Genomic DNA, 18,994 nt, shown 5'->3' on the forward strand with positions numbered 1-18,994 from the left:
GTGCGCCTCCGGCCCCTCCCCCTTGCCCTCTGTCCCCGGCCCTCGCCCCTCCCGGCCCTCGCCCCTCCCGGCCCTCGCCCCTCCCGGCCCTTCGGCTCCCGGCCCTTCGGCCCCGGTCTGTGCGCCTTCGGCCTTGAGATCCGGCCGACTCGCCTTGACCCTGGGGCTTTGGCCCACCGCTTGGCCCACGCCCTGCCTCACAGCCGGAGGCGGTTCGGGCGGGGCCGTACCGGGGGGAAACGGGTGGTGGTGGGGGTGGTGGGGAGCGGAATGTCGGGGCGGGGTGCGAACATGGGCGGGTGCTGATGCTTCTCGACACACCCTCGCTCTACTTCCGTGCCTTCTACGGCATCCCGGAGTCGATGACCGCCCCCGACGGGATGCCGGTCAACGCGGTTCGCGGGCTGATCGACATGATCGCCACGCTGGTGCGCAAGTACCGCCCGGCCGAGCTCGTGGCGACCATGGACGCGGACTGGCGCCCGGCCTTCAGGGTGGCGGCGATTCCCACCTACAAGGCGCACCGGGTGGCCCACGGTGACACCGAGGAGGTGCCCGACACGCTGGTGCCGCAGATCCCGGTGATCGAGCGGGTGCTGGACGCGGTCGGCATCGCCCGCCTGGAGTCTCCCGGGTACGAGGCCGACGACGTCATCGGCACCCTGACCCACGCGGCCGGCGGCGGCGCGGTGGACGTGGTGACGGGGGACCGGGACCTGTTCCAGCTGGTTGACGACTCGCGGCCGGTTCGCATCCTCTACACGGCGCGCGGCATCCGCAACCTCCAGGTGGTGGACGAGGCGTTCGTGAGCGCCAAGTACGGCATTCCCGGCCGTTCCTACGCCGACTTCGCCACCCTGCGTGGCGACCCGTCCGACGGCCTGCCCGGCGTGTCGGGAGTGGGGGAGAAGACGGCCGCCGCGCTGATCACCCGCTTCGGCTCCCTGGACGCGCTGCTCACCGCCCTGGACGAGGGCGCCACCGAGGGCTTCCCGGCCGGCGCCCGCACCAAGCTGGCCGCCGCCCGCGACTACCTGCGCGTCGCCCCGGCCGTGGTGGAGGTCGCCTCCGACGCCCCGCTGCCTACCACCGACCTCACCCTGCCCACCAAGCCCCGCGACCCGGAAACCCTGGTCCAGCTCGCCGACCGCTACGACCTCGACAGCCCACTCAACCGTCTCCTCGACACCCTCAAATAACTCCGGCCAGCCCCACATCTCCCGGTCAGCCCCACATCTCCCGGCAACCACACAGACCTCGGCGCCACCGACTCGCCACCGACCTTCCGGCCGCTGAGCAGACCATGCGTCGCCGGGCAACGTCCGCGCGCCTGTAGTCGGCCACCTTCACGCGACACCCGAGGCCGCGGGATGCCACCAGGCCGCGGGATGCCACCCCCAGGGCGCTCGGGGCGAGGCGAGACGCGGGACGCGTGGGAAGCGGTGCGTCGAACGCGGGGACGCATGACGCCGGGGCGCGATGTCGGGCGCGCGAGACGCGGGAGGCGGGGGCGCGGGAGGCGGGGCGGGGTGCAGGGCATGCGAGGCGGGGCGCGATGAAAGGCGTCGGCGGCGCGTGGCGGGGAGGGGACGCGGGGTGGGGGGCGGGGTGCGGGACATGCGGGGCGGCGCGTGATGCACGGCTTCGGCGGCGCGTGACGGGGCGGGGCGGGGCGTGGCGGGGCGGGGATGCGGGGACGCAGGGTGTGGGGCGCGGCTGGCGGCGCGTGAAGACATCGCGGGGTTGCGGGTGGCTGGGTGGGGCTGGATGGCTTGGGGTTGGTGGCTGGGTCTGGGGGTTGGGGATGGGTGGGGAAGGAACGGGGGCATACCTTGATCGGTAGTGCGCGATCATGTGACAATTCGCCCACAGGTCGATACACGCGGTGTGGGGGTCGGCGTCATGGTGCGAACGCTGAGCGAGCGGCCCTAGGGTGGCGGGCGACGAGCTGGGCGAGGCCTCCGAGCTTGGTCGCGTCTGTGCGCTCGCCGCCGAATGCGCCCGTGATCTGCGCCGGTGCGTTGAGATGTACGGCGGGTTGTTTCCCAGGGCCGCCTTCGACCCCGATCTTTATCATGCGCTCTGCCTGTCTACCGCGTTCAGTTCGCCCTGGTCGGCGGCGGAGCGGCTGAAGGTCGCCAACCGGGCGGCGTTGTGGGTGCGGGCCGTCGGGTGGCTGGTGGAGCACGCGGCCGCCACCCGCGACGAGGTGGACGAGCTGAGCCGCGACTGCATGGCCGTCGCCGACGGTGCGGCGCCGAGGGTGCCGGCGACCCGGTTCCTGGCGGATCTGCGGGATGAGATGGCGACGGTCAAGGGGTTCGAGGGGCTGCGGGGGCGCTGGCGGGCGCAGCTGGAGCGCATGCTGACGGCCATGGAGCGGGCCTGGGTGTGGCGGGAGGCGGGGATGGTGCCCTCGCTCGGGCGCTATCTCGACAACGCTGACAGCTGCGGTTCGAGCTTCGTGGATGTGTCACACTGGATCTACGCGGGCGACCCGTGGGCGCGGCGGCATCTGGGTGAGCTGGAGCCGGCCAGCAGGCATGTGCAGCGGTATCTGCACCTGCTGGGTGACCTGGCCTCCTACCGCCGGGATGTCAGCTGGGGCGACCTCAACGTGCTCATGCTGGGGGTCAGTCACGGCGACGTGACCGATCGGATGACCGTTCTGGCTCAGGAGGCGGCGGCGCTGATCGGGCCGTTGCGCGAGGTGAGCCCGCTGACGGCCGCGTACCTGCGCCGTCAGATCGGATTTAATACCGGTTTTCATGGCATTTCGGGCCTCATGGCCTGACAACTCGCTGACTCCGGAGTTTAGGAGCGCAACGGGCCGCCATGTATTACCGTGCTCTAGGCGACAAAGAGGGACATATGGCTTCCTGTGATGGATTGTGCCTTGAGTGGAAATTGTGGCGTTGCTAGGGTGTCTCGTTGCCAGGTAAGTGGATGGGACCTTTTCTCTGCGCCTTGACAGGTCACTCTGACCAGGGCACTTCACAGGGCGGTGCTCGATGGACTTCGGTCGCTCTGAACGATGGCGACTGCCGACCGCGATCAAGATTCTGATCGCCGGCGGGTTCGGCGCGGGCAAGACCACGATGGTCGGCGCCGTCTCCGAGACGCGCCCGCTGCGCACCGAGGAGATGATCACCCACGTCAGCGCGGGTGTCGACGACCTGTCCGGTGTCGAGACCAAGCCCACGACCACGGTCGCCATGGACTTCGGCCGCATCACCATCCGTGACGACTACATGCTCTACCTGTTCGGCACCCCCGGCCAGGAGCGCTTCTACTTCGTCTGGGACGAGCTGGCGCTCGGCGCGCTGGGCGCGGTCGTGCTGGCCGACACGCGGCGGCTGGCCGACTGCTTCCCGGCCATCGACTACTTCGAACGCCACCGCACCCCCTTCGTCGTCGCCCTCAACTGCTTCGACGGCGCCCGCCCCTTCACCGTCGGTCAGGTGCGCCGGGCGCTGGAGCTGGAGCCCGAGATCCCGATCGTGTTATGCGACGCCCGCCGTAAGGACTCGGGCAAAGAGGTGCTCATCACGCTCGTCGAGCACGCGCTGCGGACGGGCGCCGAGCCCGTCGGAACCGCGCCGTGACACGAAGCCGCTACCTTTGACCGATGGAGGAGATCGACCGCCGGATCGTCACGCTGCTGGCCAAGGACGGCCGGATGAGCTTCACCGATCTGGCCAGGGAGACGGGATTGTCCGTCTCGGCCGTGCACCAGCGGGTGCGCCGCCTGGAAAAGCGCGGCATCGTGCGCGGCTACGCCGCCGTGATCGACCATGACGCCATCGGGCTGCCGCTGACCGCGTTCGTGTCGATCAAACCCATCGACCCCGCCGCGCCCGACGACGCGCCCGACCGGCTGGCCCATCTGCACGGCATCGAGGCCTGCCACAGCGTGGCCGGTGACGAGAGTTACATACTCAAGGTCCGCGTGGCCTCGCCGGTGGGCCTGGAGGAACTGCTGCAGCAGATCCGCGCCGCGGCCAACGTCTCCACGCGCACGACCGTGGTCCTGAGCACCCCGTACGAGCACCGCCCCCCGCTGCTGGAGGGCGGTGCGGACCCCGTCGACTGACCGTCGCGGCGGCTTCCCCGGCGGGCGGGAGGCTCAGCGCTGGCCGGGAATGGCCGGTAGCACGGTGACCATGACGCCGTCGCAGCTCACGCAGGTCGCGTGCGCCCACGGCGGCATGCTGTGCACGCCGTGGTGGCGCCAGGCGACGGTGTCGCCGCCGTGCCCGTCGTCGAGGTGGCGGGCTTCGTACTCGTCCTGCCAGACGTGTGAGCAGCGCTGGCAGAAGAAGGTCCAGATTTCCGAGAAGACGTCGGTTTCGCGCATGGCGAAGCACCCTCCTGGCGTTCGGTGCGGATGGCTGACGGGCGGGGGAGTGGTGTCCCGCCGGCTCACAGCCGCCAGACGCTCAGCAGGACCAGGCGCTCGGTGTTCCCGGTCGCCCGGGTGGGCGCCGCGGCCCGCCGTACCTCGGGAAAAGGGCGGGCGGCCGCGCTGCGCGGTCGCTTCACGGGCGGGCGGCGGTTGCCGCGCGGCCCGGCCTCGTCGGTGCCGCACTCCTCAACAAGGTGTACGGCGGAGGCCACCGCGACGGACTCGGCCGCCCAGGCGGCGTGACCGGGCGACCACAACGCGGCGCACAGCCAGAACGCGGCCAGCACCGCCGGCCACCGCGCCGATCCGATCTGCGAACACACCGTGGTCACACCATCACCCAGAGTCGCGAAACTCATGCCGAGGTGATTAGTATCCGCAGCTCAGAATGCCTAAACAGGCTCCCCGCACGGCAGCGGGGAAGCCGTTCAGGGAAGCCGGGGGGTGTACTGGGCGCGCAGGAGGGCCTTGGCCTCCTCGGTGGCGCCGAGCAGGTCCAGGCCGCTCAGCGCCGCCCCGGCGATCGGCGGTACGTCGGCGACGAGCAGTTTGGCCCGCGGCGCCCGCCCGGCGAACTCACCGTCGAGCAGCGCCGTCATCAGCGGGTCCCGCGCGGTCAGCATGCCGCCGCCCAGGACCACCTCGGTGGGCGTCTCCAGCAGATCGAGCCGCCGCAGGCACACCTCAGCCATCACCACCACCTCCTCGGCCAGCCGCCGGACCAGGGACGCGGCCACCGCGTCGCCGGAGCCGGCGGCGGTGAACAACCCTGGCGCCAGCTCCAGCACGCGGGCCGGATCGATCCGGCCGAAGTGCAGGTCGAGCACGAGTTCCTCGACGGACCCGACGGCGAACTGCCGCCTGACCAGCGTGCTCAGCGAGGTCGCCGGGCCGCGGCCGTCCTCGGCGCGGACGGCGTGCCAGAGCATCTCCTCCGCCACGTCCTGCCCGCCGCCCCAGTCGCCCGACATCTTCCCCAGGGCGGGGAAGCGGGCCATCCGGCCGGTGGGGGAGACACCGACCGCGTTGATGCCGGCGCCGCAGACGACGGCCACTCCCCACGGTCCCGACGCTCCGGCCCGCAGGAGCGCGAACGTGTCGTTGCGGACCACGATCCGGCCGGAGAAGCCCTGGAGGGCGAACTCGGCCGCCAGGATCTCCTCCTCCGCGGGCAGGTCGGCGCCGGCCAGGAAGGCCGCGACCAGCGCGGGGGAGGTGGTGATGCCGGCCCGCCGTACCGTGTGGAGGACCGTGGCGACGGCGGCGGGGACGCCGTCGGTGTGCGGCGTGAACGGGCCGCCGCGAGCGGTGGCCAGGACCCGGCCGTCCGCGGCGACCAGAGCGACGTCGGTCTTGCTGTTGCCCCCGTCGATGGCCAGGATCAGCCCTTCACCCCCGTCAATGTCACCCCCTCGATGAACACCTTCTGCGCGAGGAAGAAGATGATGATGACCGGAGCCGTCACGAGCAGCGTGGCCGCCATGGTGAGGTTCCATTGCACGCTGTGGAAGGCCTTGAAGGTGGCCAGACCCAGCGATAGCGTCCACCCCTCCTGGTCGACTCCCGCATACAGGAGTGGGCCGTAGTAGTCGTTCCAGCAGTAGAAGAACTGGAAGAGCGCGACCGCCGCGATCGCCGGGCGGGCCATCGGCAGGATGACCTTGAACAGCGTCTTGACGTCCGAGCAGCCGTCCACCCGGGCGGCGTCGGTGTAGTCGCGGGGGATCGTGACGAGGAACTGGCGCAACAGGAAGATCGAGAAGGCGTCGCCCAGCAGCATCGGCAGGATCAGCGGCCACAGTGAGTCCGTCAGGTCGAAGCGGGCCCAGATGAGGTACACCGGGACGGCCACCACCTGGGGCGGCAGCATCATCGTGGTGATGACCAGCAGGAACGCCAGCTTGCGCCCCCGGAAGCGGAAGCGGGCCAGCGCGTAGGCGACCGGGATCGACGACAGCAGCGTGAACGTCGTGGCCAGCGCGGCGTACATGAACGTGTTGAGCGTCCACTGCACCAGTTTCGACTTGGCGAACACGGCGGCGAAGTTCGACCAGTTCCACGTCTGCGGCCACAATTCACTCGTGAGCGCCTGCTCGTCGGTCATCAGCGCGGTCAGGAACACGAAGACCAGCGGCGCGATGAAGATGATGCAGAGCACGATGGTGATCGCGTGCTTGGCGATCCACATGAGCGTCTTGCGCCGGGCGCCGGCCGCCGGTCGTGCGCGTACGGCCCGCCGCCGGGCGGGTGCGGTCGCGGTGGCGCTCATGAGACCTCCTCCGCGTAGCGGAACCTGCGCAGCAGGACCGTGGTGAACACCATCGCCGCCGCGAACAGCAGGAGCGCCATCACGCAGGCGTAGCCCATGGAGAAGTCGCGGAAGCCGGCGTGGAAGAGCCACTGCGGAAGGGTCAGCAGTGACTGGTCGGGATAGCCGGGCGTGAACACGGACCCGGCCGAGTCGGTGGAGCCCGACGCGACCCGGGAGGCGATCATCGCCTGGGTGAAGTACTGCAGGGCGTAGATGACCGCGGTGATCGTCGAGAACAGCAGCACCGGCGAGATCATCGGCAGCGTGACGCTGCGGAACTGCCGCCAGGCGTTCGCCCCGTCGATGGAGGCCGCCTCGTAGAGGTGCTTGGGCACGTCGAGCAGCGCCGCCATGAAGATGACGATCATGTTGCCGCAGCTCCACATCGCCAGCAGCGTCAGGCTCGGCTTCGACCAGGCGGGGTTGCCGAACCAGTCGGGGCCGGTGATGCCGATGAGCGCCAGGATCTGGTTCCACGGGCCGGTCGAGGGGTTCATCAGGAAGACGAACGCCACCGTGCCGGCCACCATCGGCACCAGCGAGGGCAGGTAGACGATGGTGCGGATCAGCCCGAGGCCGGACTTCAGCCGGGTGATGAGCTGGGCCACGCCGAGCGCGAAGATCAGCTGCGCCGGGACCATGATCGCGACCAGCCACAGCGTGTTCTGGATCGAGGTCCAGACCCGGTCGTCCTTGAACAGGTAGCGCCAGTTGTCCAGGCCGATGAACTCCAGCGTGAACAGGTCGTAGCGGTGGAAGGAGAAGTAGACGGTCGCCACGAGCGGGTAGACGAAGAAGATCGAGATCCCGACCAGCCAGGGCGACAGCCACACGAGGGCGCGCAGGCCCTCGCTGCGCCGCCACCGGGACGGCGGCGCAGCGTGAGCGCGGGAAGCCACATCAGCCTCCGGACAGCTTCATCTTGTCGTCGATCCGCTTGTCGACATCTTTCAGCCCGGCGTCCAGGTCCTTGACCTGGCCCTTCTCCCAGGAGGCCATGAAGGTGGAGAGGGCGTCCTGGTTGAAGACGCTGTTGACGTTGGCGGGCAGCGTCGAGGTCTTCGGGTGGGCGAAGATGTCGAGGAAGGTCTTGAAGTTGTCGTCCTTGGCCAGGTTGGGCGACTCCATCGCGGCCTTGGTCGTGGGCACGTTGCGCAGCGCGTTGGAGAGCGTCACCAGCGAGTCGGTGTCGGTCGTCAGGTGCTTGATCAGCTCCCAGGCGTGCTGCGGGTTCTTGGCGCCCTTGGGGACGCCGATGACGGTTCCGGCGGTGAAGCCGCTGCCGTACAGGTCGGGCTTGTCGTCGGCGACCGGCAGGGGGGCGGTGCCGTAGTCCAGGCTCTTGGCCTTCGGGTCATTGGCGATCATGGCGTTGCGCCACTCGCCGTCGAGGATCATGGCGACCTTGCCCTTGAAGAACGGGTGCTCGGCGCCCCACTCGTCGCCCAGGCCCTTGCGGAACTTCTCGAGCTTGTCGTAGCCGTACCAGTCGACCAGCTCTTTCTGCCAGGTCAGCAACTGCTTCCAGGCGGGGTCGGTGCCGATGGCCGAGGTGCCGTCGTCGTTGTACCACTTGGCGCCGACCATGGGGCCGAGGTGCGACGGGCTGTTCTCGTAGTACTGCGCGCTGGGGATGAAGCCGGCCACCTTGATGTCGCCGTTGGCGTCGCGGACCGTGAGCTTCTTGGTCAGCTCGGTCAGCTCCGACAGCGTCTTGGGCGGCTCGCTGCCCTTCATCAGGGCGCGGTTGTAGTAAAGGCCGTAGGCGTCGGCCAGCAGCGGCATCGTGCACCGCTTGCCCTCGAACTCCGTGTAGGCGCGCGAGGCCTCGGGCAGCACCGACAGGTCGATGCCGTCCTGCTGGATGACCGCGGTCAGATCCTGGAACGCTCCCGACTTGCACCACTGGGCGACGTTGTCGGTGGTGAAGGACGCGGCCACGTCGGGCGCCTTGCCACCGCGGATGGCCGCGGTGATCTGGTCGTCCTGGACGCCCTTCTTGGTCTTGACGGTGATCTGCGGGAACTTCTTGGTGAAGGCCGCGACGGAATCCTCGAACGCCTTGGCCTCGGCATCGGTGGCGAAGCCGTGCCAGAGTTCGAGGGTGGCCGCGGGCAGCGCCTGCGAGGCCGATCCTGAGGGCTTGGGCTGGGCGCCGAGTGACGGCGCCGCTTCCTTGCCCGCGGTGCAGGCGGTCAGGACCAGGGCTGTGAGCCCGGCGACCGCCAGGGGGACGAAGCGCACGGGGGGTGCCTCCTCATGGCGTGGAAACCGTACTGCTGAAGACCTCGTCACGGGCTGTGTCGAGGGCCAGGTCGAGCGCGCCGGCGAGGACGGGATTGCCTTCCATGGTCGACAAGCGCACCTGAGGTCGAAGGGTGGTGAGCGCGTGAAGCTCGTGTTCGACGAGCTCACGCAGGGTTTCGCCGCCGGTCAGCACGGTGCCGCCGGTCAGCACGATGAGCGCCGGGTCGATCACCGAGGTGATCGAGGCCAGCCCCACCGCGAGCCGGGCCGCGACATCGCGCAGCCCCGCCCTGGCGTCGTCGGCGCGCTGCCCGCTTCCCTGGGCGGCGCGCGTGGCGTTGGCGATGGCCTGGCGGAAGTCGGACCCGCGCACGCCGTAGGACTGAAGAAGGGTGTGTACGGCGGGGCCGCCGCTGAGCGCCTGGTACCCGTGGTTGGCGTAGCGCCCTGCCTCCCGCGCGGTCGGCGCGCCGGGCGTGGGCATGTAGCCGACCTCGCCGGCGCCGCCGGTGGCGCCGCGGTGCATCCGCCCGCCGAGCACGATGGCCATGCCGATGCCCTCGTCGGCCCACAGGAGCACGAAGTCGCCGTGCCCGCGCGCCACGCCGTGGGCCTGCTCGGCCAGCGCCACGAGGTTGACGTTGTTCTCGACGTCGACCGGGGCGTCCAGGCCCTCGGCGAGGGTGGGCACCAGGTCGGGGATCAGCCAGCCGGGCACGTCCTTGGCGGTGGCGAAGCCGAGGCGGCCGGTGGTCGGGTCCATGGCGCCCTGGACGCCGATGACCACGCGGCGCAGCGGGCCGGGCGCGTTGGCGCCGTCCAGCGCGGCGCGCAGCCGTTCGACGAGGGTGCCCGAGGGGCGGCGCGTCGTGGGTAGCGTGTACTCGCCCACGACGGCGCCGGTGATGTCCGCGACCCGCGCCTGGACGCGGTCGGGGGTGACGTCGAGCGCGCCGACGTAGGCGGCGGCGGGGTTGATCCGGTAAACCTCTGCTGTACGGCCCGGCAGTCCTTCCCTGATCCCGTCGAGGACCACCAGGCCGGCATCCTGCAGACGGGACAGGAGCTGGGAGGCGGTGGGCTTGGACAGGCCGGTCAGGGTGCCGATCTCGGGGCGCGTCAGGGGCCCTCGCTCCAGGAGCGCCTGCAGGGCCGCGCGGTCGTTGATCGCGCGTAGCAGACTTGGAGTACCAGGAACCGGACCACTCACGACATCTCCCTCGCCACATCCTCACCCTGGGGATCCGCGGGTCCCGACGAGCGGAGTGAGGGTTAGGAAAGTTTCCTAACTTGGTGTGAACGTACGGAGTCCTGGCAGGATCGGTCAAGAGGTGAAACCAAGACGTGACCGTCTCAAGGAAAGGAAGATCCTGGGTGTCTCAACAGGCATGCTAAGGTCGTGATTTGTCGTAACAACTAGCAGAATGGCCCGGAGTGTCCCATTAACACCACAAACACTAGTGGTCCCACTACCGCCCGTCAAACCGAGCTGGCCAAGGAGCAGCAGTACGTCTCCCGCCTGTACACCCGGCTTGACGTGCTACGCGAGCGCACCCAGGGCCAGCTGAAGGACGTCCTGGCCACCGGAGCCGTCGGCACCATGCAGAACCGCTCCGAACGCGACACCTTCGCCGACATGTACGCCAACCGCCTGGCCCGCCTGTGGGCGGTCGAGCGCGGACTGGTCTTCGGCCGGCTGGACCACACGGAGGAGGGCCGGCTCTACATCGGCAAGCTCGGCCTCACCGACGACGAGCAGGAGCGGCTGCTCATCGACTGGCGCGCGCCGGTCGCCCAGCCGTTCTACCGCGCCACGCCGGCCGCCCCCATGGGCGTCACCCGCCGCCGGCATCTGCAGACGCGCGGCCGTACCGTGGTGGGGGTCGATGACGACCTGCTGGACCTCGACGGGATCAGCGAGGCCGACCGCGCCACCCTGAACGGCGAGGCCGCCCTGCTGGCGGCGCTGGACGAGAAGCGCACGGGCCGCATGCGCGACATCGTGGCGACCATCCAGGCCGAGCAGGACCGCGTCATCCGCGCCGACCTCAACGGCGTCCTGGTCGTCCAGGGCGGCCCCGGCACGGGCAAGACGGTCGTGGCGCTGCACCGCGCCGCCTACCTGCTCTACACCCACCGCGAGCGCCTGGAACGGCGCGGCGTGCTCATCCTGGGCCCCAACCTGACCTTCCTGCGCTACATCGAGCAGGTGCTGCCCTCGCTCGGCGAGACCGACGTGCTGCTGTCCACGGTCGGCGAGCTCTACCCGGGCCTGAACGCCACCGCCCGCGACCGGCCGCCCACGGCGGCGCTCAAGGGCGACATCAGGATGGCCGAGGTGATCGCGCGGGCCGTGCGCGACCGCCAGCGCGTCCAGCGCAAGCCCGTCCAGCTCCCGCTGGGCCGCTACACGCTCACGATCGAGCCCGGCATGCTCGACGCCGCGCGCAACAAGGCGGTGCGCTCGCGCCGCCCGCACAACCAGGCGCGCACGGTGTTCGTCCGCTCCATCCTCAACGCCCTCGCCCGCCAGGCGGCCAAGAAGATAGGCAAGGGCCTCATCGACGACGACGAGCTGGCGGACCTGCGCGAGGAACTACGCACCGAGCAGGTGGTGCGCACCGCGCTCAACCGCTTCTGGCCGTATCTGACGCCGCAGCGCCTCCTTCTCGGCCTGTACGGCTCGCCCGAACGGCTCGACTACGCCGCCGCCGCCCTGACCCCCGCGGAACGCGCACTGCTGCGCAGGGAGGGCGGGGAGTGGACCGAGTCCGACGTCCCGCTGCTCGACGAGGCGGCCGAGCTCCTGGGCGAGATCGACGAGAAGGTGCTGCGCGCCAGTGCCGCCCAGGCCGAGGAGGACCTCGCCGCGGCCCGCCAGGCCGAGGAGCACGAGCGCGAGGCGGAGCTCGCCTACGCGCGCGAGGTCCTGGAGCTGACCGGCCTGTCCGACGTCATGGAGGCCGAGCGGCTGGCCGAGCGCCAGCGCGGCGGCGGCCCCTACCTGACCACGGCCGAGCGCGCCGCCGCCGACCGCACCTGGGCCTACGGCCACGTCATCGTGGACGAGGCGCAGGAACTGTCGCCGATGGCCTGGCGGGCGCTCATGCGCCGCATCCCCACCCGTTCGATGACGATCGTGGGCGACATCGCCCAGACCGGCTCGGCGGCCGGGGCGCGCGCCTGGGCCGAGGTCCTCGACCCCTACGTGGCCGGGCGCTGGCGCCAGGAGAAGCTGACGGTGAACTACCGCACGCCCGTGGAGCTGATGGCGGTCGCCGCCGACGTGCTGGCCACGATCGACCCCGAGCTGCGGGCGCCGACCTCGGTGCGCGAGAGCGGGGCGACGCCCTGGTCGGCGCCGCTGACCGAGCTGCCGGACCTGGTCAAGGCCGAGGTGGGCGAGGGCGGCAAGGTCGTGGTCGTCGCCCCGGACGTCCTGGTCGGCACGCTCGGCGCGAGCGTCGCCGCGGCGGTGCCCGGCACGGCCGTGGGCGGCGGGGCGGCGGCACTGGACGCGCCGGTGGCGGTGATGGGCGTGGCGGACGCGAAAGGGCTGGAGTTCGACTCCGTGATCGTGACGGAACCGCAACTGATCGTCGAGCAGTCGGCGCGCGGTTCGAGCGATCTTTACGTGGCCCTGACCCGCGCCACACAACGCCTGGGCGTCGCCCACGATCGCCCGCTGGGGCCCGCGTTGAGCCGCTTGCGGCCTCGAGGAAATGGACCGACAAATGGGCTTTAGCGCGGCGGCCGCGCGGGCGGGTCGTGGCGGGTCACCGCGCGGTCTCCCTGCCGCTCCCATGGACTACCTGCGAAAACTTGATGTTTCCGCTGATCGGGACACGGTTGACATCTGAGTTGGAGTCGGTAGTTTGCTGCGCAGTCCAGCACGGGACTTGGCCGGTTGGCCGTCTCTGACATCGTCGGATCCTGCGTCCGTGACGGAGCGTGACATATTGCGCGCGACTCCGTCCACACAGCCAGGTGCAGGGCCGTCGGTCCGTCGAGTCGGGGCACCCCAACCGGGCGGGGGGTTGGACCCGGGACGGGCCCGGTAGCCCAGTAGACAACGGAATTCCGCGCTCGCCGCCGACGAGACGGGTCCGGTCCGAAGGGTTTCCGGGCCCTCTTCCCGCTCCCGTGCCAGTGGATCACCACAAAGCGCCGGGTGATCTCGCGGCCGACGGCCCGCGAGGTCACCCTGCCAGGTGCGGCACTCCTGGCCAGGCGCGGAGCCAATCGCCCCGGCCAGGCGGTACCGTTTGCGCGACGGCTTGCAGCGATCGCGAGGAGACCGGCGTGGTGCAGGAGAAAGCGGCGGCCCCACCGCCCTCACCCCTCCCCGGCCCCGCCGCGCCCGCCCCGCCATCGGTGAAGTGGCCGAAGGAACCGCCCGCGCGCCTGCTCGCCCGCGTGGCCGCCGCCGTCGCCGGCGGGCTCGCGCTCTTCCTCGCCTTCCCGCCGCTCGACTGGTGGTGGAGCGCGCCGATCGGCCTGGCGCTCCTGGTCATCTCCGTGTACGGCTGCCGCCCCCGCCGCGCCGCCTGGCTCGGCTACCTGGCGGGCGTGGTCTTCCTGCTGCCGACCCTGTGGTGGGTCAGCCCGATCGGCGTCGACGCCTGGATCGCGCTGGTCGCCGTCGAAAGCCTCTTCTACGCCGCCTGGGCCTTCCTGACCCGGCTCACCCTGCGCCTGCCCTGGTGGCCGCTGTGGCCGGCGGCGCTGTGGGTGGGCATGGAGTGGTGCCGCTCGACCTTCCCGGTGGGCGGCTTCCCCTGGGCCAGGGTCGCCTTCAGCCAGGGCGAGTCGCCGTTCACCCCGTACGCCGCGCTCGGCGGCGTGCCGCTGGTGACCTTCGTCGTGGCGCTGTGCGGCTCGCTGATCGCCTACGCGGCCGTCCGCTACCTTCCGGCGCTACGCCGGGCCACCGGCGCCCCAGAGCCGCGTGACGGGCGCCTGGCGGTGGCGCCGCTGGCGCTCGCGCTGGCCGTACCGCTGGCGGCGCTCGCGATCCCGCGGCCCGGCGACGAGGGCCGGTCGGTCAACATCGGCATCGTCCAGGGCAACGTGCCCGGCAAGGGCATGTACGCCTTCGGCGAGGAACCCGCCATCGTCCTGCAGAACCACGCCAACGAGACCAAGCGCCTGGCCCAGGCCGCGCGCGAGGGCAAGGTCCTCAAGCCGGACATCGTCATCCTCCCCGAGAACTCCACCGACATCGACCCCTACCGCAGCGACTTCGCCCGCTCGGTCATCGACGAGTCGGTCAAGGACGTCGGGGTGCCCACGCTGGTCGGCGCGGTCGTCTCGATCGGCGACGCGCAGCGCGCCACCCGCAGCCTCGTCTGGGACCCGGTCAAGGGGCCCGGCGCCTACTACGACAAGCGGCAGCTCGTCCCGTTCGGTGAGTACACGCCGTTCAAGGAGGTCTTCCTGGCGCTGTTCGAGCGGGCCAGGCTCGTCGGGCGGCAGTCGGTGGCGGGCACCAGGCCGGGCGACCTGCGGATGGGCCCGGTCACCATCGGCGCCGTCAACTGCTACGAGGTGGCCTTCGACGCGACCGTCCGCGAGACCGTCAGGGCCGGTGGCACGCCGCTGGCCGTGCAGACGAACAACGCCACCTACGCACTGTCCAATCTTCCCCCGCAACAACTGGCCATGTCCAAGCTGCGCGCGGTGGAGCACAATCGAGCCGTGGTGACCGCCGCGACCACAGGGATCTCCGCCTTCGTCACGCCGGAGGGTAAGGTCTCCTGGCAGACCCGCGAGGGGGTCGCCGACATGAACGTGGTCAAGGTGCCCGTAAGGACCCGGGCCACGCTCGCCACCACGGTGGGCGCGGCGCCCGAATGGGCACTGATGGTGATGGGTGTGGGGGCCGTAGGCGTCGCCGCGTGGCGCGGCAGGCGCCGAGACGATCGGATGAGGTAACGACTGACCATGGAGACGCTTGGCCGGGTGCTCATCGTCGTACCCACGTACAACGAGCGTGACAACCTGCCGCTGATCGCCGGACGGATCCGGGCCGCCGTGCCCGACGCGCACCTCATGATCGTCGACGACAACAGCCCCGACGGCACCGGCGACCTCGCCGACGAACTGGCCGCCGAGGACGACCACGTCCACGTCCTGCACCGGCCGGGCAAGCAGGGGCTCGGCGCCGCCTACATCGCCGCGTTCCGCTGGGGCATGAGCGAGGGCTACGACGTGCTCGTCGAGATGGACGCCGACGGCTCCCACCAGCCCGAAGAGCTGCCCAAGCTGCTGGAGGCGCTGGCCGAGGGCGCCGACCTGGCGATCGGCTCGCGCTGGGTGCCCGGCGGCAAGGTCGTCAACTGGCCGGCGCACCGCGAGTTCCTGTCCCGGGGCGCCAACGTCTACGTGCGCCTCATCCTGGGCCTGCCGATCCGCGACGCCACGGCGGGCTTTCGCGCCTACCGCGCCGCCACGCTGGAGAAGATCGGCGTGTCGGGCGTGGAGTCGCAGGGCTACTGCTTCCAGGTCGACCTCACCCTGCGCACCGTGCGCAGCGGGCTGCGCGCCCGCGAGGTGCCGATCACGTTCGTGGAGCGGGTCAACGGGGTCAGCAAGATGAGCGGCAAGGTCATCACCGAGGCGCTGTGGCGGGTGAGCCTCTGGGGCGTCACCGGGCTGCCCGCACGCCTGCGCCGCCGCCGCTGACACCGCCCTCGCGCGGAACGTCCGGGGCGGCCCGGACGTTGTACCGTCAGTAAACGGCGTCCGCCTGCCCGAATGAGGAAATCGATGGTCCGGCTCCTGCTTTTCCTGGCCTTCCTGGTCGTGCCCGTGCTGGAGATCTGGGTGCTCATCCAGGTCGGCTCCGTGATCGGCGGCTGGACCACGGTGGCGCTGCTGATCGCCGACAGCCTGTTCGGCGCGTGGATCGTGCGCCGCGAGGGGCGCCGGGCCTGGCGCAGCATCAACGAGTCGCTGCAGTCGGGCCGGATGCCGGACAAGGAGCTGGCCGACGGCGGGCTCATCCTCGTCGGCGGGGCCCTGCTGCTGACGCCGGGGTTCCTGACCGACATCGCGGGGTTCCTGTGCGTGCTGCCGTTCACGCGGCCGATGATGCGCCGCCTGGGGTCGTGGTTCTTCGCCCGCCGGGTCAAGGCGATGGCGGCGGCTTCGCCGTACGCGAACCTGGGTGTGCCCTTCCAGCGCGCGGACCAGGACCCCTCGGCCGACCCGTCGGGCGGCGGCGGCAAGGTCGTGCACGGCGAGGTCATCAGGGAGGAGCGCGACGGCGGCTGAGCGGCCGGTCGCGGACAAGCCAAAGCCCCCGGACCCGTCAGGGCCCGGGGGCTTCACCGTGAGAATGTGTCAGGCGCTCTTGCGACGCTGGGCGCGTAGGACGGCCAGCCTCTCGTTGAGCACCTCTTCCAGGTCCTCGATGGACCTCCGCTCCAGGAGCATGTCCCAGTGCGTCCTCGGTGGCTTCGCCTTCTTCGACTCCGGCTGCTCGCCGTCCACGCGCACCGCGGTCACGCCGCACATGCGGCACTCCCAGGTGGCGGGGATCTCGGCTTCAGCGGCAAGCGGAACCTCGAAGCGATGGCCCTTCGGACAGGTGTAGGACACCTCCTGGCGCGGGGCCAGATCCGTGTTACGGTCGTTCTCGTAGCTGGTTGCCCCGAGCCGGGTGCCACGAAGTGCGCGCTCGCCCATGTCTAAATGCCTCCTACAGGGCCCCCACTAAGATGGGGGGTCTGTCTCCCACGGTGTCTAACGCTTGGTACCGTGATGGGATTCCCACCCGGAGCGTGATCCAACCGCTCAGGCCGCCAGGAGTGGGAGGAAGTTCTTGTTTCACGCGGTTCGCGAGCGCCACATTTCCCCGGCCAGCCACAGCGCGCCCAGCGCGATGAGCACCCCGTGGGCGATGCGCAGGGCGTAGACCGGCGCGAAGAACTGCGGGATGAACAGGGCGAACCCGGCCGCCAGCGGCACCGCGCTCCACTTGCTCAGCACGCCGGTGCGCCAGACGGCGACCGCGGCCATGACCGCGCCGGCGCCGAGCAGCAGCAGGCCGCCGGCGAACATCGTGACCTCCACCGTCCCGTAACGGAAGTCCTGCGCCAGTTCCATCAGCGCGGGCGCGCCGTCGCGCAGGGATCGTTCGGCGATGACGTTGAGCCCGAAGTCCTCCGCGCCGTAGTAGGGCAGGGTCAGCCCGGCGCCGATCCAGGTCACGACCGCGGCGCGCAGTGAGAGCCGGTCGCCGAGGACCTGGTGGAGCCCGAGTACGGCGAGGCCGATCAGGATGAACCCGAGCATGGCCGCGAGGTGCCCGATGACCCAGTTCGCCGAGGCCATGGCGGCCGCGTCGTCGCCCGAGGGGCGCAGAACCGGATAGAGCAGGAACATCAGGCCGGTGGCCGCGAAGGCGGCGGAGGTGAGACGGGGGGCGGGCATCGGAGTCTCCTTGAAGTACATCGCTCTGTTGTGAGAGCAATGCTCTCGAAAGAGAGCGCCAGTGTCAAGAGCACCGCTCTCGGAAGGGCGTTTCGCGTGAGACGCCGGTGAGATGTCCGTGGAACGCGCCCCCGGCACGCTTTCGGCATGACCCCTCACACCCGGCGCCTGGCCTGCGGCGTGGCCCTCGTCATCGGACTGTCCGCCTGTGGCGCGCTCCCGCCCCCCGCCGCCGGCCGGGACGAGCCCTCCTCCTCCGCGGGGGAGCCCTCCGCCCCGGCGGAGGAGGAGCCCCGGTCCACGCGGGACGAGGCGCGGCCGAGCGCGAACAAGCCCCAGCCGGGCCGGCCCGATCCCGGCATCGTCGCCCCCGCCGTCTCCACCGCGCTGCCCGTCGAGGGCAGGAACCTGCGCCTGTCCAGGACCGGGGAGAAGGAGCTGGCGCTGCGGTTCGACCTGTTCAACGGCACGGACAAGGAACTGTCGCCCGGCACGCTCGGCCTGGACGCCCGCGAACGGCTCGTGGCCCTCGTCGACCCGGTCACGGGCACCGCCTACGGCCTGGCGGGCAATTCCGGCGAAGGGCGCATCAGCGAGGACGTGGACGTGGAGCCCGGCGCAAGCACGCCGGTGACGGCCGTGTTCACCGCGCCGCCCGAGGAGACCACCGAACTGCTCGTGGCGCTCAACGGCCTGCGGCCCGTGATGGTGCCGATCGGCCCCGCCGGTCCCGAGGACGGCGCGGTGCCGCCGGGCCGGGGCGACGCGCAGGTGGGCGCGCTGGTCTGCAAGGTCGGCAGGGGCGGCAAGGAGGCGTTCACGCTGCCCAGCGACGTGCTGTTCGAGTTCGGCAGCGCCAAGCTGTCACCGGCGGCCAGGTCGGCGATCACCGGTCTCGGCGAGCGGGTCGGCGCCTCCTCCGGCACCGTCACCGTCGACGGCCACACCGACGGGGTGGGCGGCGACGCCGACAACCAGACGCTGTCCGAGCGCCGGGCGCAGGCGGTCCGCCAGGCGCTGGGGCCCTCGCTCGGCGACTCCTTCGACTACCGGGCCAAGGGCCACGGCGAGAGCGACCCCGTCGCCCCGAACGCCAAGCCGGACGGCAGCGACGACCCCCGGGGACGGGCCAAGAACCGGCGCGTCGAGGTCGAGGTCGACGGGCAGCGCGAGCCCGAGGCGCCCGTCTCCGGCGGCGAACTGTCCGACGCGGGCCTGCGGGCCGAGGTCGACGGCGTGCGGCGGCTGTCGGGCTACCTGCTGGCCTCGGTGAAGGTGACCAACCCCGGTTCCGAGCCCGCGCCGCTGCCGTACGAGAACCACTTCACGCCCAAGGAGCTGACCACGGGACAGTTGTCGGTCAGCGGCCCCGGCAGCCGCCACGAGCTGTGCGGGTTCGCCGAGCCCACCTACTTCGACTTCGTCGGCACGCTCAGCTCCGGCTTCATGCCGGGCAAGCTCGACGTGCTGCCCGCCGGCGCCGAGGTGACGCTGTGGGGGCTGCTGCCCGCGCCCCCCGGGAACGTCGCGTCGGTGAAGGTCCAGCTCGGCGGGTACGGCGAGCCCCTGGACGCCCAGATCACCGAAGGCTGAGC

At 71.0% G+C, this 18,994-nt stretch carries 18 protein-coding genes; 9 read left to right on the plus strand and 9 right to left on the minus strand.

The window, feature by feature from the left end:
• Positions 1–305: 305 nt before the first annotated feature.
• The 4 genes from ACFWYW_RS33290 (at position 306) to ACFWYW_RS33305 (ending at position 4,093) form a co-directional block, all read left to right on the plus strand.
• Positions 306–1,199 (plus strand): 5'-3' exonuclease H3TH domain-containing protein, encoded by an 894-nt coding sequence (locus ACFWYW_RS33290; RefSeq protein ID WP_379624553.1) that lies wholly within the window; start codon positions 306–308, stop codon positions 1,197–1,199.
• Between the two features lie 734 nt (positions 1,200–1,933).
• Positions 1,934–2,794: a terpene synthase family protein gene (locus ACFWYW_RS33295; protein ID WP_379624510.1), complete on the plus strand. Its 861-nt coding sequence runs from the start codon at positions 1,934–1,936 to the stop codon at positions 2,792–2,794.
• 217 nt (positions 2,795–3,011) lie between these two features.
• The gene (locus ACFWYW_RS33300) at positions 3,012–3,605 is read left to right on the plus strand and encodes an ATP/GTP-binding protein (protein ID WP_379624508.1); all 594 of its coding nucleotides are present in this window, start codon (positions 3,012–3,014) and stop codon (positions 3,603–3,605) included.
• A 23-nt stretch (positions 3,606–3,628) separates the two neighbouring features.
• Positions 3,629–4,093 (plus strand): Lrp/AsnC family transcriptional regulator, encoded by a 465-nt coding sequence (locus ACFWYW_RS33305; protein ID WP_379624506.1) that lies wholly within the window; start codon positions 3,629–3,631, stop codon positions 4,091–4,093.
• 33 nt (positions 4,094–4,126) lie between these two features.
• On the opposite strand, the gene ACFWYW_RS33310 is transcribed toward ACFWYW_RS33305, so the two are convergent.
• The 7 genes from ACFWYW_RS33310 to ACFWYW_RS33340 all read right to left on the minus strand — a co-directional run bounded on the left by ACFWYW_RS33310 (position 4,127) and on the right by ACFWYW_RS33340 (position 10,173).
• Positions 4,127–4,357 (minus strand): hypothetical protein, encoded by a 231-nt coding sequence (locus ACFWYW_RS33310; RefSeq protein ID WP_379624504.1) that lies wholly within the window; start codon positions 4,355–4,357, stop codon positions 4,127–4,129.
• Between the two features lie 65 nt (positions 4,358–4,422).
• Complete coding sequence (locus tag ACFWYW_RS33315; RefSeq protein WP_379624502.1) at positions 4,423–4,764, minus strand: hypothetical protein; 342 nt, start codon at positions 4,762–4,764, stop codon at positions 4,423–4,425.
• Positions 4,765–4,833: 69 nt separating this feature from the next.
• Positions 4,834–5,901: an N-acetylglucosamine kinase gene (locus ACFWYW_RS33320; RefSeq protein ID WP_379624500.1), complete on the minus strand. Its 1,068-nt coding sequence runs from the start codon at positions 5,899–5,901 to the stop codon at positions 4,834–4,836.
• The gene (locus ACFWYW_RS33325; protein ID WP_379624498.1) at positions 5,787–6,674 is read right to left on the minus strand and encodes a carbohydrate ABC transporter permease; all 888 of its coding nucleotides are present in this window, start codon (positions 6,672–6,674) and stop codon (positions 5,787–5,789) included. Before ACFWYW_RS33325 ends, ACFWYW_RS33320 begins: the two co-directional genes overlap by 115 nt.
• A complete protein-coding gene (locus ACFWYW_RS33330) occupies positions 6,671–7,615 on the minus strand; it encodes a carbohydrate ABC transporter permease (protein ID WP_379624496.1) in 945 nt (314 codons plus the stop codon). The genes ACFWYW_RS33325 and ACFWYW_RS33330 overlap by 4 nt, the downstream gene beginning before the upstream one ends.
• A 1-nt stretch (position 7,616) precedes the next feature.
• Positions 7,617–8,960: an extracellular solute-binding protein gene (locus ACFWYW_RS33335; RefSeq protein ID WP_379624494.1), complete on the minus strand. Its 1,344-nt coding sequence runs from the start codon at positions 8,958–8,960 to the stop codon at positions 7,617–7,619.
• A 13-nt stretch (positions 8,961–8,973) separates the two neighbouring features.
• Complete coding sequence (locus tag ACFWYW_RS33340) at positions 8,974–10,173, minus strand: ROK family protein (protein WP_379624492.1); 1,200 nt, start codon at positions 10,171–10,173, stop codon at positions 8,974–8,976.
• 390 nt (positions 10,174–10,563) lie between these two features.
• Between ACFWYW_RS33340 and ACFWYW_RS33345 the strand changes: the two genes are divergently transcribed.
• The 4 genes from ACFWYW_RS33345 (at position 10,564) to ACFWYW_RS33360 (ending at position 16,238) form a co-directional block, all read left to right on the plus strand.
• The gene (locus ACFWYW_RS33345) at positions 10,564–12,708 is read left to right on the plus strand and encodes a HelD family protein (RefSeq protein WP_379624551.1); all 2,145 of its coding nucleotides are present in this window, start codon (positions 10,564–10,566) and stop codon (positions 12,706–12,708) included.
• Between the two features lie 557 nt (positions 12,709–13,265).
• The gene (gene lnt, locus ACFWYW_RS33350) at positions 13,266–14,897 is read left to right on the plus strand and encodes an apolipoprotein N-acyltransferase (RefSeq protein ID WP_379624490.1); all 1,632 of its coding nucleotides are present in this window, start codon (positions 13,266–13,268) and stop codon (positions 14,895–14,897) included.
• Between the two features lie 9 nt (positions 14,898–14,906).
• Positions 14,907–15,647 carry a polyprenol monophosphomannose synthase gene (locus tag ACFWYW_RS33355; protein WP_379624488.1) on the plus strand — a complete coding sequence of 247 codons (741 nt, stop codon included), beginning with the start codon at positions 14,907–14,909 and terminating at the stop codon, positions 15,645–15,647.
• A gap of 84 nt (positions 15,648–15,731) precedes the next feature.
• Positions 15,732–16,238, plus strand: coding sequence for an FxsA family protein (locus tag ACFWYW_RS33360; RefSeq protein WP_379624486.1), 507 nt, complete (start codon positions 15,732–15,734; stop codon positions 16,236–16,238).
• A 69-nt stretch (positions 16,239–16,307) separates the two neighbouring features.
• Here ACFWYW_RS33360 and ACFWYW_RS33365 read toward each other — a convergent pair whose 3' ends face one another.
• On the minus strand, positions 16,308–16,652 hold the full coding sequence (locus tag ACFWYW_RS33365) for an RNA polymerase-binding protein RbpA (RefSeq protein ID WP_184968423.1): 345 nt from the start codon (positions 16,650–16,652) through the stop codon (positions 16,308–16,310).
• A gap of 141 nt (positions 16,653–16,793) precedes the next feature.
• Positions 16,794–17,399, minus strand: coding sequence for a hypothetical protein (locus tag ACFWYW_RS33370; protein ID WP_379624484.1), 606 nt, complete (start codon positions 17,397–17,399; stop codon positions 16,794–16,796).
• Between the two features lie 147 nt (positions 17,400–17,546).
• Here ACFWYW_RS33370 and ACFWYW_RS33375 point away from each other — a divergent pair, with 147 nt between their 5' ends.
• Complete coding sequence (locus tag ACFWYW_RS33375) at positions 17,547–18,992, plus strand: OmpA family protein (protein WP_379624482.1); 1,446 nt, start codon at positions 17,547–17,549, stop codon at positions 18,990–18,992.
• Positions 18,993–18,994: the final 2 nt, after the last annotated feature.

Source organism: Nonomuraea sp. NPDC059023, assembly GCF_042740095.1.
Classification (GTDB): domain Bacteria; phylum Actinomycetota; class Actinomycetes; order Streptosporangiales; family Streptosporangiaceae; genus Nonomuraea.

Bases quoted from the DNA above. Each gene is read 5' to 3' on its own strand.
- ACFWYW_RS33290 (WP_379624553.1), top strand. From the start codon at position 306: ATGCTTCTCGACACACCCTCGCTCTACTTCCGTGCCTTCTACGGCATC.
- ACFWYW_RS33315 (WP_379624502.1), bottom strand. From the start codon at position 4,764: ATGAGTTTCGCGACTCTGGGTGATGGTGTGACCACGGTGTGTTCGCAG.
- ACFWYW_RS33320 (WP_379624500.1), bottom strand. From the start codon at position 5,901: ATGGAACCTCACCATGGCGGCCACGCTGCTCGTGACGGCTCCGGTCAT.
- ACFWYW_RS33370 (WP_379624484.1), bottom strand. From the start codon at position 17,399: ATGCCCGCCCCCCGTCTCACCTCCGCCGCCTTCGCGGCCACCGGCCTG.
- ACFWYW_RS33325 (WP_379624498.1), bottom strand. From the start codon at position 6,674: ATGAGCGCCACCGCGACCGCACCCGCCCGGCGGCGGGCCGTACGCGCA.
- ACFWYW_RS33355 (WP_379624488.1), top strand. From the start codon at position 14,907: ATGGAGACGCTTGGCCGGGTGCTCATCGTCGTACCCACGTACAACGAG.
- ACFWYW_RS33360 (WP_379624486.1), top strand. From the start codon at position 15,732: ATGGTCCGGCTCCTGCTTTTCCTGGCCTTCCTGGTCGTGCCCGTGCTG.
- ACFWYW_RS33365 (WP_184968423.1), bottom strand. From the start codon at position 16,652: ATGGGCGAGCGCGCACTTCGTGGCACCCGGCTCGGGGCAACCAGCTAC.
- ACFWYW_RS33300 (WP_379624508.1), top strand. From the start codon at position 3,012: ATGGACTTCGGTCGCTCTGAACGATGGCGACTGCCGACCGCGATCAAG.
- ACFWYW_RS33305 (WP_379624506.1), top strand. From the start codon at position 3,629: ATGGAGGAGATCGACCGCCGGATCGTCACGCTGCTGGCCAAGGACGGC.
- ACFWYW_RS33310 (WP_379624504.1), bottom strand. From the start codon at position 4,357: ATGCGCGAAACCGACGTCTTCTCGGAAATCTGGACCTTCTTCTGCCAG.
- ACFWYW_RS33345 (WP_379624551.1), top strand. From the start codon at position 10,564: ATGCAGAACCGCTCCGAACGCGACACCTTCGCCGACATGTACGCCAAC.
- ACFWYW_RS33375 (WP_379624482.1), top strand. From the start codon at position 17,547: ATGACCCCTCACACCCGGCGCCTGGCCTGCGGCGTGGCCCTCGTCATC.